The sequence below is a fragment of the Amphibiibacter pelophylacis genome (assembly GCF_037688875.1).
In the GTDB taxonomy this organism is placed as follows: domain Bacteria; phylum Pseudomonadota; class Gammaproteobacteria; order Burkholderiales; family Burkholderiaceae_C; genus Amphibiibacter; species Amphibiibacter pelophylacis.
In genome coordinates this window covers 28,795-44,064 of record NZ_JAWDIE010000008.1, presented here as the reverse complement: position 1 = coordinate 44,064, position 15,270 = coordinate 28,795, and the positions used below count along the sequence as shown (strand labels likewise).

The following is a 15,270-nucleotide window of genomic DNA, read 5'->3' as shown; positions in this document are numbered from 1 at the left end:
GCTTCTGAGACGGTACGCCCGGGATCACTCGTCCTGGGCAATGCCCAGCTTCTCCAGCAAAGCGCCCAGACCGTCCAGCCCGACGAACTTCAGCACGATTTCGCCGGTCTGGGCGCCGCTGGTCTTGTCGCGCTCGCTGCGCCAACGGATCTCGGCCGGGGCGGTCAGGCGGTCGGCCAGGCGCTCTTCCAGGCGCACCACGTCGCGGTGCTTTTCGGGAGCCGCCTTGGCTGCGCTCTCTTTGGCAGTGCTCGGCGACAGATGCTGCTGCACCAGCGCCTCGGTCTTGCGCACGGTCAGGCGTTTGGCCACGACCTCGTTGGCCAGACGAATCTGCTCCGCGCCGTCGGTGACGGCCAGCAGCGCCCGAGCGTGGCCCATGTCGATGTCGCCCGCCATCAGCATCACCTGAACCGGCTGGGTCAGGTTGAGCAGACGCAGCACATTGCTGGTCGCACTGCGCGAACGGCCCACGGCCTGAGCCGCCTGTTCGTGCGTCATGCCGAAATCGTCCAGCAGACGCTGCAGGCCCTGCGCTTCTTCCAGCGGGTTGAGGTCTTCGCGCTGGATGTTCTCGATCAGCGCCATCACGGCGACGGCCTCGTCGGCGACCTCGCGCACCAGCACCGGCACCTCGCTCAGGCCCGCCAGGCGCGCTGCACGTGTGCGGCGTTCACCTGCGATGATTTCGTACCGAGGGCCATCGACGCTGACCGGGCGCTCGCGCACCAGAATCGGCTGCATCACGCCCTGGCTCTTGATGCTTTCGGCCAGCTCCAGCAGCGCGCCTTCGTCCATGCGCGTGCGCGGCTGGTAGCGCCCGGCTTGCAGATCGTCCAGCGCGACCATGCGCAGGGCTTCCTGCGCGGGATCGCGGGCAGTTTCCAGACCGGCAGCATCTTCCAGCAGGGCATTCAAACCCCGCCCCAACCGCCGCTGTTTCGCCTTTACCTCTGCCATGCCACCCTCCGGTCTTGCGCTATGCTTGGGTGGATGTTTCACGTGAAACAAGCCCCGCCAGCCTGTGTGTTGCGCGGATTGTAGCCCCTGCCCAGATGCACACCATGAACACCCCCCTCGTCTTCGTCGATGGCCATGAAGGCACGACCGGCCTGAAAATCCATCAGCTCCTGGCCCAGCGCAGCGATCTGACGCTGATCCAGATCGACCCCGACAAGCGCAAAGACCCGCAGGCGCGCGCCGCCATGCTCAATCAGGCTGATATTGCCTTCCTCTGCCTGCCCGACGCCGCCAGCAAAGAAGCCGCCACGCTGACGACGAATCCCAAAACCTGTCTGATCGACGCCAGCACCGCGCACCGGATTGATCCGGCTTGGGCCTACGGTCTGCCCGAACTCAGCGCCGAGCACCGCGACGCCATCCGCACCAGCACCCGCATCAGCAACCCGGGCTGTCACGCCACGGGCTTCATCCTGCTGGCGCATCCGCTGGTGAAGGCGGGTGTGATCGCGCCGGACACGGTGCTCAGCGCCACGTCTATCACCGGCTACAGCGGTGGCGGCAAAACCATGATCGCCGATTACGAGGCCAAGCTGAGCCAGCCCTGGCAGCCCGACGCCACCGAAGTGCTGATGGCGCCACGCCCTTACGGTCTGTCGCTCGCGCACAAGCACCTGCCGGAAATGCGGATGCACAGCGGCCTAAGCGCCACGCCGATTTTCATGCCCATCGTCGCGCCGTTTGCGCAGGGGCTGACTGTGAGCATTCCGCTTCCGCTCAAGGGCCTGAACGCAGACGGCGCGCACCTCCAGGCCACGCTGGCGGCGCATTACGCGGGGCAGGCCAACATCCGCGTGCATGCGCTCAACCCGATGGACGCCTTGGACGGCGGCTTCTTCCCGGTACAAAGCTGCAACAACACCAACCGTGTCGATCTGTTCGTCTTTGCCAGCAGCGAGCAGGCCATCCTGATGGCGCGTCTGGACAACCTGGGCAAAGGCGCTTCGGGCGCGGCCATCCAGTCCATGAACATCCATCTGGGTCTGCCCGAGAACACGGGCCTGAGCCTGTAACGATCCGCAATCATCCGGAGCGCCGACGTTTCACGTGAAACAGTCGAAGCCGTTTTACAACGGCCGGTCACGTCGGGAGCGGCCCCGGGCGGAGACGCCTCACGGATGAGCGACAATAATGACGCCCGCAGCCCAGAGCTTGCGGGCGCTGTCTTTTACTGCCGCCGCTTTGCTGCAAAGTGCCCCGATGAGCCGCCTCGAACTGCACGACATCCACAAGCACTACCCCAATGTCATCGCCAACGATGGCATCAGCCTGCGCGTCGAAGCCGGGCGCATCCACGCTCTGCTGGGCGAAAACGGCGCTGGCAAATCGACGCTGATGAAAATCATCTACGGCGCGGTGCAGCCCGATTCAGGAACGATACGCTGGAAGGGCGAAGCCATTACGCTGCGCTCGCCCGCACAGGCGCGTGCCTTGGGCATCGCCATGGTTTTCCAGCATTTTTCGCTGTTTGATTCACTCTCGGTGCTGGACAACATCTGGCTGGGCCTGTCGCCGCAGTGGAGCCGCGCCGAAGTTCGACAGCGCCTGACCGCGCTGTGCCAGCGCCTCAAGCTGACGCTGGACGCCGACGCGCTGGTCGATACCCTGAGCGTGGGCGAGCGCCAGCGCGTGGAAATCGTCCGCGCCCTGCTCACCGAGCCCGAGCTGCTGATTCTGGACGAACCCACCTCGGTGCTGACGCCTCAGGCCGCGCAGGATCTGTTTGTACTGCTGCGCCAGCTCGCCAGCGAAGGCTGCGCCATCGTCTACATCAGCCACAAGCTGGACGAGATTCGTCAGCTCTGCGATGTCTGCACCGTGCTGCGCGCCGGTCGCGTGGTGGATGAGGTCATCCCCGCCGACTGCGACAACGACGCGCTGGCCCGCCTGATGCTGGGCAACGATCCGCCGACTCTGCCGCCGCGCCAGAGCGGCCGGGGCGATCTGCGCCTGAGCGTCACCACCCCCACGGCGCGGCTGGAGCTGCACGCGGGCGAAATCGTCGGCATCGCCGGGGTGTCGGGCAGCGGCCAGAAAGCGCTGATGGCGCAGCTCGCGGGCGAGACCGCAGGCGGCGCTGTCCAGCTCGATGGCCGCGACATCGCGCGCATGAGTCCGCAGCAGCGCCGCCGCCTTGGGATCCACTGGGTGCCGGAAGAGCGCCTGGGCCGGGGCGCGGTGCCGCCCCTGTCGCTGCACGACAACACGCTGCTGACGCGACGCGACGACCTGACCACGCGCCAGGGCTGGATCCTGCGCCACAAGGCGCTGACTCTGGCGCAGCGCGTCATCAAAACCTTTGGCGTGAAAGCGCCCAGCGCCAGCACGTCGGCGCAGCAGCTTTCGGGCGGCAACCTGCAGAAATTCATCGTCGGCCGTGAAATCGACGCCGCGCCCAGCGTGCTGCTGGTCTCGCAGCCGACCTGGGGCGTGGACGTGGGCGCCGCGTCGCACATCCACCGCGCCCTGCTGGCCCTGCGCGACCAGGGCTGCGCCCTGCTGGTGGTCAGCGAGGATCTGACCGAACTCTTTGCCCTCAGCGACCGCATCCACGTCATGGCCAATGGCCGCCTGTCGCCCGGCGTCGCCTGCCAGGACACCACCATGACGCAGATCGGCGCCTGGATGTCCGGCCTGTGGGACAGCCACCGCGACGATGGCGCCGACGACGCGCCGCAAAGACCCCACCCTCCGATGAAGAAATTCCCCCATGTGGACGCTTGAAGCCCGCACCACCCCACCGCGCGTCCTGCGCCTGCTCTCGCCCGTTTTCGCCCTGGTGCTGACGCTGGCGCTGGGCACGGCGCTGTTCGCTGCCTTGGGCAAACCGCCGCTGCAGGCGCTGCAGCTTTTTCTGATCCAGCCCTGGTCCAGCCTGTCCGGGCTGTCGGAGCTCAGCATCAAGGCTGTGCCGCTGACGCTGCTGGCGCTGGGCCTGGCGCTGTGCTTTCGCAGCAACGTCTGGAACATCGGCGCCGAAGGCCAGTTTGTGCTGGGCGCGCTGGCCGCGGGCTGGGTCAGCATGCAGGCCGGGCCGGACAGCAGTGGCCCTTGGTGGATCCTGGTGCTGCTGGCCGGGATGGTCGGCGGCATGCTGTGGGCCGCGCTGGTGGCCCTGCTGCGCGACCGTTTCAATGCCAACGAGATTCTGGTCAGCCTGATGCTGGTCTACGTCGCCATCCTGCTGCTGCAGTTCCTGATGTACGGCCCCTGGAAAGACCCGCAGGGATACAACTTTCCGCAGTCCATCACCTTCGCGGCGGCCACGCAGCTGCCCCGGCCCTTCCAGGGCCTGCGCCTGAACCTGGGCGTGCTGCTGATTCCGCTGGCCGCCATCGGACTGTGGGCGCTGATGTTCCGCACCGTGGCCGGGTTTGCCTGGCAGGTCGGCGGGCTGGCCCCGGCGGCGGCGCGCTATGCAGGGTTTTCCTCGCGCCAGGCGCTGTGGGGCAGCCTGCTGGTCTGCGGCGCGCTGGCGGGCCTGGCGGGCGCGGTCGAGGTGGCCGGGCCGCTGCGCCAGCTCACGCTCTACGTGCCTGCGGGCTACGGTTTTGCCGCCATCATCGTGGCCTTTGTCGGGCGGCTGCATCCGCTGGGCATCGTGCTGGCCGGGATCCTGATGAGCCTGTTTTACATCGGCGGCGAACTGGCGCAGACGCGCATGGGTCTGCCCAAATCCATGACCACGGTCTTCCAGGGGGTACTGCTCTTCATGCTGCTGCTGTGTGATGCCCTGATCCACTACCGCCTTGTGCGCCGCAGGAGCGTCTGATGGATAGCGCACTGCTGATCGCCGCGACGCTCAATTCCGGCACCGTGCTCGCCCTGGCGGGTCTGGGCCTGCTGATCAACGAGCGCGCAGGCGTGCTCAACCTCGGGGCCGAAGGCACCCTGCTGATGGCCGCGCTGGCCGGATTCGTCACCACCCTGCACACCGGCAGCACCACGCTGGGCCTGCTGGCCGGGGCGGGCGCGGGCGTGGGCATGGCGCTGCTGCTGGGCGTGCTCATCATCTACCTGCAGGCCAACAGCTATGCGACGGGCCTGGCGCTCAGCCTGCTGGGCGGCGGGCTGTCGGCCTTTCTGGGCGTGGATTACGTCCAGGCCAAACTGCCTGCGGCGACGGTCTGGTTCTGGCCCGGCCTGTCGGACATCCCCTGGATCGGCCCGGCGCTGCTGCGCCAGCATCCCATGGTCTACCTGACGATGGCGCTGACCGCCTTTCTGGCCTACGGGCTGCAGCGCCAGCGCTGGGGGCTGGTGCTGCGCGCAGTGGGCGAATCTCCCGCCTCGGCGCACGCGCTGGGCTATCCGGTGCGCGCCATCCGCCTGGGCGCCACGCTGGCGGGCGGCGCGCTGTGCGGCCTGGCGGGCGCCTATCTGTCGCTGGTCTACACGCCGCTGTGGGTCGAAGGCATGGTCGCGGGCAAAGGCTGGATCGCGCTGGCGCTGACCACCTTCGCCACCTGGCGGCCCGTCCGCGTGCTGGTCGGCGCCTGGCTGTTTGGCGGCGTGACCATGCTGCAGTTTTACTGGCAGGGACAGGGCCTGAACCTGTCGCCCGCGCTGCTGTCCATGCTGCCCTACCTGGTGACCATCGTGGTGCTGGTGCTGATCTCCAGCGACGCGCAATGGATACGCCGCAACATGCCCGCCTCACTGGGCCAGCCTTTCCGGCCGGGACACTGATTCCGCTTTTCATCCTTTCACTCTCTCACCCTCGAAAGCCTGACCATGACGCTCTCTCCCCGCCTGGGCCTGCTGGCCACCACCGCTGCGGCCGCCGCTCTGGCCACACTGGCCGCCTGCTCGCCCAAAACCGAATCGGCCGCGCCCGCCGCCAGCGCACCAGCTCCGGCCGCCGAGGCCGCAGCCGCTGCGCCCAAAGGCCCGCTGAAGGTCGCTTTCGCCTACGTCGGCCCCGTCGGTGACGGCGGCTGGACGTACGCCCACGATCAGGCGCGCAAGGCCGTGCAGGCCGAGTTTGGCGACAAGATCGTCACCAGCTTCGTCGAGAAAGTGCCCGAAGGCGCGGACGCCGAGCGCGTCTTCCGCGATCTGGTCAGCCAGGGCAACACCCTGGTGTTCGGCACCACCTTCGGCTACATGGAGCCCATGCTCAAGGTGGCGCAGGACAATCCGGGCGTGCAGTTCGAGCACGCCACCGGCTTCAAGACCGCCGCCAACATGAACACCTACGACGCGCGCACCTTCCAGGGCGCTTACCTGGCGGGCGTCATCGCAGGCGGCATGAGCAAGACCGGCACCGTGGGCGTGGTCGCGTCCATCCCCATCCCGGAAGTGATCCGCAACATCAACAGCTTCACGCTGGGCGCGCAAAGCACCAACCCCAAGATCAAGACGCGCGTGGTCTGGGTCAACGAATGGTTCAACCCGCCCAAGGAAACCGAAGCCGCCCAGTCGCTGATCGACGGCGGCGCCGACGTGCTGATGCAGAACACCGACTCGTCGGCCGTGCTGCAGACCGCCGAGAAAAACGGCAAGTACGGCTTTGGCTGGGACAGCGACATGACGGCCTACGGCCCCAAAGCCCACCTGGCCTCGGCGGTGATCAACTGGACGCCCTACTACAAGCAGGCGATTGAGCAGGCGCTCAAGGGTGAGGTCAAAGGCAACCAGAAGACCTGGTGGGGCGTGAAAGAAGGCGCGATCGATCTGGTCTCGATCAGCGACAAGGTGCCCGCGGAGCTGAAAGCCAAGGTCGAAGCCGCCAAGGCGGGCCTGAAAGACGGTAGCCTGGTGATCTGGAAAGGCCCGATCCGCAACCAGAAGGGCGACGAAGTCCTGCCCGCCGGCAAGGTGGCAGACGATGCTTTCCTGAGCGGCATCAACTTCTACGTGCAGGGCGTGGAAGGCAATATTCCCGGCGCGCAGTAAAACCGCACGAACCGGTGGGTCGCCTTGGGGAATACCCCTGAGGCGCCCGGCCAGAGCAGGCATTAAGATGCGCTCAGTTAAAAGCGCACAGTCGTTCATTTTTACGGAGGCACTCGATGCAACACACTTGGAAACTGGCGGCCCTGGCCACCGCCGCCCTGCTGACCGCCTGCGGAGGCGGGGGCTCTGACGCGCCGGCCAACCGCGCCGGTCTGACCAATGTCATCACCATGGGCGACAGCCTGGCGTCGGTCGGGCTGAAAGCCGCCGATGGCTCACACGTCGCAGGCACGCTGGCGACCATCACGGGCAGCAGCAACGAACCCACGGTCGTCTGGACCGAGCGGGTCGCGCAGGGCATGGGCATCGGCGGGACGCTGTGCTCCTACTACAACCCGGCTGACACGACAGTCACCTCGGCCAGCTGCAACAGCTATGCCGTGTCGGGCGCGCGCATCAACGCAGCTTCCACGGGCAACGCCAAGGCCGACTCCATCCAGAAACAGATCACCGAGGCTGCCGCCAACAAAGGCAGCTTCAAGGCGACCGACCTGATCCTGCTCGATGGCGGCGGCAACGATGTCGCCGACCTGGTGGGTGCGGCCCTTCAGGCGCAGGCGGGAAGCCCTGCCGGCTTCCAGGCGCTGCTGGGCTCGCTGGGCAGTGCCAGTGCTCCGGCGCTGGCCGCGCTGGCCCAGAAGGACTCGGCCCAAGCCGGTGGGGCTTACCTGACGGCGCTGGCCAATGTGTTCGCCGCCAAAATCAAATCTGACCTGCTGGACAAAGGCGCCTCGCACGTGGCCGTGCTCAACACGCCGGACGTGAGCAAAACCCCGCGCTTCACCGCCCTGCTGTCCGGCGTTCAGGCCCGGACCACGGCCGGGGCCAAAGCCCAGGGCGCCAGTGACGCCGTCGCTGCCGCAGCAGGGGCCGATGCCGCCGCCAAGGCACGCGCACTGACCTCGGGCTGGGTTGTGGCCTACAACACGGCCCTGGCGGCCGCGCTGGGCAGCGACAGCCGCATCGCGCTGGTTGATTTCTACACCGAGTTCAACGCGCAGATCGCCGACCCGGCTCAGTTTGATCTGGCCAACGTCACCGATACGGCCTGCCCGGCCACCGGTCGCGATTCCAGTGGTCTGCCCTCCTACAGCTTTGCCACCTGCACCGCCGCCAATCTGGACGCCATCGCAGGCAAAACGGCAGGCTGGTGGCAGCGGTATGCCTTCTCCGACGGCTTCCACCCCACCCCCTACGGCCATTCGCTGATGGGTGCCCTGGTGTCGCGGACACTGGCGCAAAAAGGCTGGTTCTAAACTTTGAAGGCGCACACCATGAAACGCATCCGCATCGCCGCCCTGTCGGCCATTGCCGCCCTGGGCGCAATCACCAGCGCTCCCGCGCTGGCCTTCGACATGCCCGACCTGTCCAGCCTGAAGCTGTCCGGACGCATCGGCGTCACGCAGATTCGCCCGGACGTGACCAGCAGCAACCTGACCGCGCCGAGCGAGGCCGGGACGAAATCCGACGTCAAACCCGCGACCAGCCTGTCTGGCGGCATCACCCTGTGGGCCGACGACCACCTGGCTTTTGACGTTCCTCTGGCCCTGCCCTTCAAGCACGATGTGGTGGGCGCAGGCAAAGTGGCTGGCGTCGGCACCATCATGACCGTCAAGGTGCTGCCCGCCACCGTGTTTGCGCAGTATCACTTCGGCCAGAAGGGCGACATGTTCCGCCCGTACGTCGGAGCAGGCCCCACCTACGCCTACTTCTTTGACGCGCAGACCACGCCGCAACTCTCCGGCATGAACCTGGGCCGCCCGACCACGGCCAAGGTGCAGTCCAAGCTGACCGGCACGATCCAGATCGGTGGCACCGTTAATCTGACCGAGAAGCTTTACCTGGACGCCATGGTCGCCAAGACCTTCCTGAAGACCAAAACCACGCTGTCCACCGGCCAGTCCATGGACGTGCGCCTGGATCCGCTGACGGTGAGCCTGGGGGTGGGTTACCGCTTCTGATTCCCTGAAGCGCACAAGCCCGGACAGGGCGCAAGGCCACACCCGGCCCTGCGCCCTTTTTGCTGCGCGCTGCGCGATCCCGTGCGGGCGGTTTATCCTTGCGGCATCATCAAGAACACCCAGGAGCCCCCCATGACCGCCACCCCCTACACCGCCGACCCCGCCCGCTACGACGGCCGCATGGCCTACCGCAACAGCGGGCGCAGTGGCCTGAAGCTGCCCGCCATCACCCTGGGCCTGTGGCACAACTTTGGCGACACCACGCCCATGGAGACCCAGCGCGCCATGCTGCGCACGGCGTTTGACCTGGGCATCACCCACTTCGATCTGGCCAACAACTACGGCCCGCCCTACGGCAGCGCCGAGACCAACTTCGGCGAGCACATGCGCCGCGATTTCCGCCCCTACCGCGACGAGCTGCTCATCTCCAGCAAAGCCGGCTGGGACATGTGGCCCGGCCCTTACGGCCAGGGCGGCGGATCGCGCAAATATGTGCTCGCCAGCCTGGACCAGAGCCTCAAGCGCATGGGCCTGGATTACGTCGACATCTTCTACAGCCACCGCTTCGACCCCGACACGCCGCTGGAAGAAACCTGCGGCGCACTGGCCAGCGCCGTGCAGCAGGGCAAGGCGCTGTATGTGGGCGTGTCCAGCTACTCGCCGGGCAAAACGCGGGAGGCGCACGCGATCCTGAAAAGCATGGGCGTGCCGCTGCTCATCCACCAGCCGTCCTACAGCCTGCTCAACCGCTGGGTGGAAGAGGATCTGCTGGACACGCTGGACAGCCTTGGCGTGGGCTGCATCGCCTTCAGCCCGCTGGCGCAGGGCCTGCTGACCGACAAATACCTGGGCGGGATCCCGCAGGACGCACGCATCAACCGCCCGGGCGGCGGATCGCTGTCGCGCGATCACCTCAGCGAGCAGAACCTCAAGCACGTGCGCGCCCTGGGCGAAATCGCCGCCGCGCGCGGCCAGAGCCTGGCGCAGATGGCCGTGGCCTGGGTGCTGCGCCACGGCAGCATGACCTCGGCGCTGATCGGCGCCAGCCGTCCGGCGCAGATCTCCGAACTGGCCGGGGCGCTCAAGCGGCTCGATTTCAGCGCGGACGAACTGGCCGCCATCGACCAGCACGCGGTGGACGGCGGCATCAACCTCTGGAAGAAGCCCTCGACCGACCAGCGGCCCTGATCAAAAGCCAAAAGCCGCGAGCGCGCGCACTACAATCGCACGCACGTTTTGACTCCCGCAGAAAGGCGGATCGCATGTCGGTGAACCTGTCAGCCCCCCGCGTCGAAGACCTGCTGCCCGTGCGCGGCGTGCGCATCGGCACCGCCATGGCCGGGGTGAAAAAACCCGGACGCCGCGATGTCACCGTGTTTGAGCTGGCGCCCGGCAGCCAGGTGTCGGCCGTGTTCACGCGCAACCGCTTCTGCGCCGCGCCCGTTCAGGTCGCGCGCAAGCACGTGGCCGCGCAGAAAAGCAGCGGCGGCGTGCGCGCCCTGGTCATCAACACCGGCAACGCCAACGCGGGCACAGGCGAACCGGGCCTGGCGCACACGCAGCAGACCTGCGAGGCACTGGCCGCCCTGATGGGCCTGAGCGCCGACCAGGTGCTGCCCTTTTCGACGGGCGTCATCATGGAGCCGCTGCCCGTGGACCGCATCGTCGCCGGTCTGCCTGCTGCGCTGAAGGCGCTGGTCGTGGGTCAGGACAGCGGACAGGCCTGGGCCTGGGCGGCCGAAGCCATCATGACCACCGACACCCTGCCCAAGGCCGTGTCGCGCCAGATCGAGATCGACGGCCAGCGCATCACCGTCACCGGCATCAGCAAGGGTGCGGGCATGATCCACCCCAATATGGCGACCATGCTGGGCTATGTGGCCACCGATGCGGCCGTGAGCAGCCAGGTGCTGGACGCGCTCACCCGCTCCGCCGCCAACGCCTCGTTCAACCGCATCACCATCGACGGCGACACCAGCACCAACGACAGCTTTGTCGTCATGGCCACCGGTCAGGCCGGTAACCCGCTGATTTCTGACGCCGCCAGCCCCGCCGGACAGCAGCTCGGCGCGGCGCTGCTGGCGGTGTCTCAGCACCTGGCGCAGAGCATCGTGCGCGACGGCGAAGGCGCCACCAAATTCATCGAAATCACCGTCGATGGCGGCCAGACCGAAGACGAATGCCTGCGCGTCGCCAAGGCCGTGGCGCATTCGCCGCTGGTCAAAACGGCGTTCTTCGCCAGCGACCCCAACCTGGGCCGCATCCTGGCCGCCGTGGGCTACGCCGGGATCGACGATCTGGACGTGAGCCGCGTCGATCTGTCGCTGGGCGATGTCGATGTGGTGCGCAGCGGCGGGCGCCTGGCCAGCTACACCGAGGCCGATGGCCAGCGCGTCATGCAGCCCAGCGACATCCGTGTCCACCTGCACCTGCACCGCGGCGACGCCAGCGCCACCGTCTGGACCTGCGACCTGAGCCACGATTACGTCAGCATCAACGCCGATTACCGAAGCTGAGGCGCGGCTCGCCTGACCCCACAATCGGGTCAGGTTTGATGAATTTTGCTTTCGAATGAAAACAGCTCTCGTTATCATGCGCGATCTTTTTTCATCCGATCGCCATGTTCGAGCTCACACAGGCCGCTGTTGCGGTGCGTCAGCGCACGCTGCTGCACCCTTTTGACGGCCAGTTCCTGCCCGACCGCTTTTACGGCCTGCTGGGCCACAACGGCTCGGGCAAATCCACCCTGATCCGCCTTTTGGCGCGCGAGCTGGCCCCCAGCCAAGGCACGCTGCGCTGCCAGGGCCGGGCGCTGACGGACTGGAGCGTGCGCGATTTCGCCCGCCAGGTCGCCTACCTGCCGCAGCACACGCCCGCGCTGGACGACCACACACGCGTGCGCGATCTGGTCGCGCTGGGCCGCTACCCCTGGTGCGGCCTGCTGGGTCGGCTGCAGCCGCACGATCACGCCCTCATCGACCAGGCGCTGGCCGACACGCAGATGCAGGACGATGCCGACCGCACCGTTGCCAGCCTGTCGGGGGGTGAGCGCCAGCGCGCCTGGCTGGCCGTGCTGCTGGCGCAGCAAAGCCCTTTCCTGCTGATGGACGAACCCCTCGCCGCGCTGGACATCGCCCACCAGGTGGACGTGATGGCGCTGGTGCAGCGACTGGTACGCGAACGCGGTCTGGGTGTGGTCATGGTCATTCACGACATCAACCTGGCCGCACGCTACTGCGACGAGCTGCTCGCGCTCCGCCAGGGGCGGCTGGTGTTCCAGGGGTCGCCGCAGGATCTGATGACGCCTGCCCAGCTCGAAGCCATTTACGGCGTGCGCATGCAGGTGGTGCCCCACCCCGGCCACGCGGTGCCGGTGGCCTTTGTCTGAGATGCCGATGGCCGCAGATTCCCTCCCCTCAGCGGGCCGCCGCCGGCTGCTGCGCGCCACGGGCTGCGCCACCGCTGCTGCGCTCGGCCCGGCATGGGCCTTCTCCCAAGCCCGTGCGCCGCTGCGCGTGGTCTGTCTGGACTGGACGATAGCCGAAACCGCGCTGAGCCTGGGCCTGCCGCTGGCCGGGCTGGCCGATCGCCGCGCCTACGCCGACTGGGTTGGCGAACCGGCCGTGCCCGCATCCACCCGGGATGTCGGCCTGCGCGTGCAGCCCAGCCGTGAGGTGCTGGCGCAAATCCGGCCCGATCTCATCCTGAGCAGCAGCCTGCTGGCCAGCGTCACCCCGCTGGTGGCGGCGATCGCACCCGTGCGCCTGCTGGATTTTTACGGCGCAGCCGACCCGGACCGCACACCTCCCTGGACGCGCTTCTCGGCGCGCACGCGCGATGTGGCCCGACTGCTGCTGCAGCCGCAGGCCGCGACACGCTGGCTGCAGACAGCCAACGCCTGGATGGACCAGGCCGCACGCCACCCTGCCGTGGTGCGCCAGCGCCAGCAGCCCGTGCTGGTGCTGCAGTGCGTGGACGCGCGCAGCGTGCGCGTGTACGGCGACAGCAGCGTGTTTGGCGCCGCACTGGCGCGGCTGGGCCTGCCCAACGCCTGGCAAGCGCCCGTGTCAATGTGGGGCTCGGACACCGTAACGCTGGAGCGCCTGCTGGGCGTGGTGCCGGACACGCGGGCGCTGGTGATCCCGCCGCTGCCCCGCGATCTGTCGCGCCAGCTCACCGCCAACCCGCTGTGGCAGAACCTGCCCTTTGTGCGCCGCCGCCAGGTGGCCACGCTGCCCCGGGTCTGGAGCTTTGGCGCCCTGCCTTCTGCGCTGCGCTTTGCCGGGCTGCTGATCCAGGCGCTGGACGGCCGTCTGCCCGGCGGCTGGTCCGATGCGCCCACACAGCCCAGCGGAGCCCCCGCATGACGCTGCGCCGCACGACCGCCTTCCCCGGGTCAGCGATCGGGCTGACGACCCTCCTGCTGGCCCTGTGGGCCATGCTGGTGGCACACGCACTGCCCCGGCTGGCGGATGGCCACCTGGACCCGGTGCTGGCCCCGCTGCTGCTGCAGGACGCCCATCTGCCGCGCCTGGCGATGGCCCTGGTGGCGGGCGCGGCGCTGGGCCTGGCGGGCTGGCTGCTGCAGACCGTGCTGCGCAACCCGCTGGCCTCGCCGACAACGCTGGGGGCGGCCAGCGGCGCGCAGCTGGCGCTGCTGCTGGGCCTGTGGCTGGCCCCGGCGGGTCTGCCTGCCGCCCCGGCGCTGGCCTGGCTGGGGGCCGTGGCGGCGATGGCGGGCGTGCTGACACTGTCCTGGCACCGGGGGCTGGAGCCCACCGCCGTGGTGCTGGCCGGTCTGGTCATCAATCTGACGCTGGGCGCCGTTGGCAGCGTGCTGCTGATGCTGCGCCCCGAGGCCTTTCACGGCGTGCTGCTGTGGGGCCTGGGCACGCTGAACCAGCCGTTCTGGCGCGATATCCAGGGCCTGCTGGCCGTGACAGCGCTGGGCGCGATCACGGTGTGGGCGCTGCACACCCCGCTGCACCTGCTGACCGTGCTGGGCCAGGACGCGCAGCACCGGGGCGTCCCGGTGACAGCGATCCGGCTGGGTGCTCTGGGGCTGGCTGCCGTGCTGACCGCCGGCGTGATCAGCACCGTGGGCATGCTGGGCTTCATCGGCCTGGCGGCCCCAGCGGCGGTGCGCGCCCTGAACCTGCGCACTGTGCGACAGCGTCTGCTGGCCTGCATGGCCACAGGTGCGGTCCTGCTGTGGGCAGCCGATCTGGCCGTGCAGTCGCTGGGCTGGGCTTTGGGGCGGGACATCGCCACCGGTGCGCTGACCAGCCTGCTGGGCGGACCGCTGCTGATCGTCCTGCTGCTGCGACGCCGCGCACAGCCTGGCCCCAGCACGCCCCCGCAGACGGCCCCACGCCAGACGCCCCGGCAGGTCGGCGGGCGCGCCAGTGTGATCCTCTGGGCCGCGCTCGTCGTGGCCCTGCTGCTGGCGCTGGCTTTCGCGCTGACGCATTCGCCAGCGGGCGGGACGGCATGGATCGCCCCGCTGGCCACGCCCTGGCTGTGGCCCCGCGTGCTGGGCGCTGCCGTAGCCGGGGCCATGCTGGCCTGGGCTGGGGTGCTGCTTCAGCGCGTGTCGGGCAACCCGATGGCGGGGCCCGAGCTGATGGGCGTGTCCGCCGGGGCGGGCCTGGGCGTGCTGGCGGTGCTGATGATGGCGCCCACGCTCTACGGCACCTGGGCCTTGCCGGCCGGGCTGCTGGGCGCGCTGGCGGTGATGGGTCTGCTGGCTGCGCTCAACCTGCGTCAGGGGCTGGCGCCGGAGCGCGTTCTGCTGACCGGCATGGCGCTGGCCGCGCTGCTGGACAGCGGACAGCGCCTGGTGCTGGCGGGCGGCGATCCGCGCGGACAGCAGGTGCTGGCCTGGATGTCGGGCTCGACCTACTACACCACCCCGGCGCTGGCCCTGGCCGCCAGCGCCGCCCTGGCCGCGCTGGCCTGGCCCGTGCTGCGCCTGGTGCGCGGTCTGGAGATCCTGGGGCTGGGGCCCACTATGGCGCAGGCCCTGGGTGCGCCCGTGTCGCGCCTGCGCTGGACCCTGATGGGTCTGGCTGCCGGGCTGACCGCGCTGGCCACACTGCTGGTCGGCCCCTTGAGCTTCATCGGCCTGCTGGCTCCGCACCTGACACGCCTGCTGGGCCTGGCGCAGGCGCGCGCGCAGCTGCGTGCCGCGCCACTGCTGGGCGCCGCGCTGATGGTGCTGGCCGACGCGCTGGGCCGCACGCTGTGGTCGCCTTACGAGATTCCCGCCGGGCTGATGGCTTCGCTGGCGGGCGGTGCTTTTTTTCTGGTGCTGATGCGCCGCCTCTGACCC

The 15,270-nt window shown here is 68.5% G+C and carries 13 protein-coding genes; 12 read left to right on the top strand and 1 reads right to left on the bottom strand.

The genetic code is table 11. The features are described 5' to 3' along the window. Positions 1 to 24: 24 nt before the first annotated feature. Complete coding sequence (locus tag RV045_RS06530) at positions 25 to 960, bottom strand: ParB/RepB/Spo0J family partition protein (RefSeq protein ID WP_423234970.1); 936 nt, start codon at positions 958 to 960, stop codon at positions 25 to 27. Between the two features lie 104 nt (positions 961 to 1,064). Between RV045_RS06530 and argC the strand changes: the two genes are divergently transcribed. The 12 genes from argC (at position 1,065) to fhuB (ending at position 15,267) form a co-directional block, all read left to right on the top strand. Continuing rightward, positions 1,065 to 2,033: an N-acetyl-gamma-glutamyl-phosphate reductase gene (argC, locus tag RV045_RS06525; protein ID WP_423234969.1), complete on the top strand. Its 969-nt coding sequence runs from the start codon at positions 1,065 to 1,067 to the stop codon at positions 2,031 to 2,033. A 187-nt stretch (positions 2,034 to 2,220) separates the two neighbouring features. Then, positions 2,221 to 3,744, top strand: a complete 1,524-nt coding sequence (locus RV045_RS06520) for an ABC transporter ATP-binding protein (RefSeq protein ID WP_423234968.1) — start codon at positions 2,221 to 2,223, stop codon at positions 3,742 to 3,744. Next, on the top strand, positions 3,731 to 4,792 hold the full coding sequence (locus tag RV045_RS06515; RefSeq protein ID WP_423234967.1) for an ABC transporter permease: 1,062 nt from the start codon (positions 3,731 to 3,733) through the stop codon (positions 4,790 to 4,792). Before RV045_RS06520 ends, RV045_RS06515 begins: the two co-directional genes overlap by 14 nt. Next, a complete protein-coding gene (locus tag RV045_RS06510) occupies positions 4,792 to 5,709 on the top strand; it encodes an ABC transporter permease (protein ID WP_423234966.1) in 918 nt (305 codons plus the stop codon). Before RV045_RS06515 ends, RV045_RS06510 begins: the two co-directional genes overlap by 1 nt. Positions 5,710 to 5,754: 45 nt before the next feature. Further along, complete coding sequence (locus RV045_RS06505; protein WP_423234965.1) at positions 5,755 to 6,918, top strand: BMP family ABC transporter substrate-binding protein; 1,164 nt, start codon at positions 5,755 to 5,757, stop codon at positions 6,916 to 6,918. A gap of 116 nt (positions 6,919 to 7,034) precedes the next feature. Then, a complete protein-coding gene (locus RV045_RS06500; protein ID WP_423234964.1) occupies positions 7,035 to 8,234 on the top strand; it encodes an SGNH/GDSL hydrolase family protein in 1,200 nt (399 codons plus the stop codon). Positions 8,235 to 8,252: 18 nt separating this feature from the next. Continuing rightward, positions 8,253 to 8,939 (top strand): OmpW/AlkL family protein, encoded by a 687-nt coding sequence (locus RV045_RS06495; RefSeq protein ID WP_423234963.1) that lies wholly within the window; start codon positions 8,253 to 8,255, stop codon positions 8,937 to 8,939. 132 nt (positions 8,940 to 9,071) lie between these two features. Then, complete coding sequence (gene mgrA, locus RV045_RS06490; RefSeq protein WP_423234962.1) at positions 9,072 to 10,127, top strand: L-glyceraldehyde 3-phosphate reductase; 1,056 nt, start codon at positions 9,072 to 9,074, stop codon at positions 10,125 to 10,127. Positions 10,128 to 10,201: 74 nt separating this feature from the next. Continuing rightward, entirely contained in the window at positions 10,202 to 11,455 is a 1,254-nt protein-coding gene (argJ, locus tag RV045_RS06485; protein WP_423234961.1) for a bifunctional glutamate N-acetyltransferase/amino-acid acetyltransferase ArgJ, read from the top strand. Between the two features lie 104 nt (positions 11,456 to 11,559). After that, a complete protein-coding gene (locus RV045_RS06480; protein ID WP_423234960.1) occupies positions 11,560 to 12,327 on the top strand; it encodes an ABC transporter ATP-binding protein in 768 nt (255 codons plus the stop codon). Positions 12,328 to 12,334: 7 nt separating this feature from the next. Further along, positions 12,335 to 13,306 carry an ABC transporter substrate-binding protein gene (locus tag RV045_RS06475; RefSeq protein ID WP_423234959.1) on the top strand — a complete coding sequence of 324 codons (972 nt, stop codon included), beginning with the start codon at positions 12,335 to 12,337 and terminating at the stop codon, positions 13,304 to 13,306. Further along, positions 13,303 to 15,267, top strand: a complete 1,965-nt coding sequence (gene fhuB / locus RV045_RS06470; protein WP_423234958.1) for a Fe(3+)-hydroxamate ABC transporter permease FhuB — start codon at positions 13,303 to 13,305, stop codon at positions 15,265 to 15,267. The genes RV045_RS06475 and fhuB overlap by 4 nt, the downstream gene beginning before the upstream one ends. Positions 15,268 to 15,270: the final 3 nt, after the last annotated feature.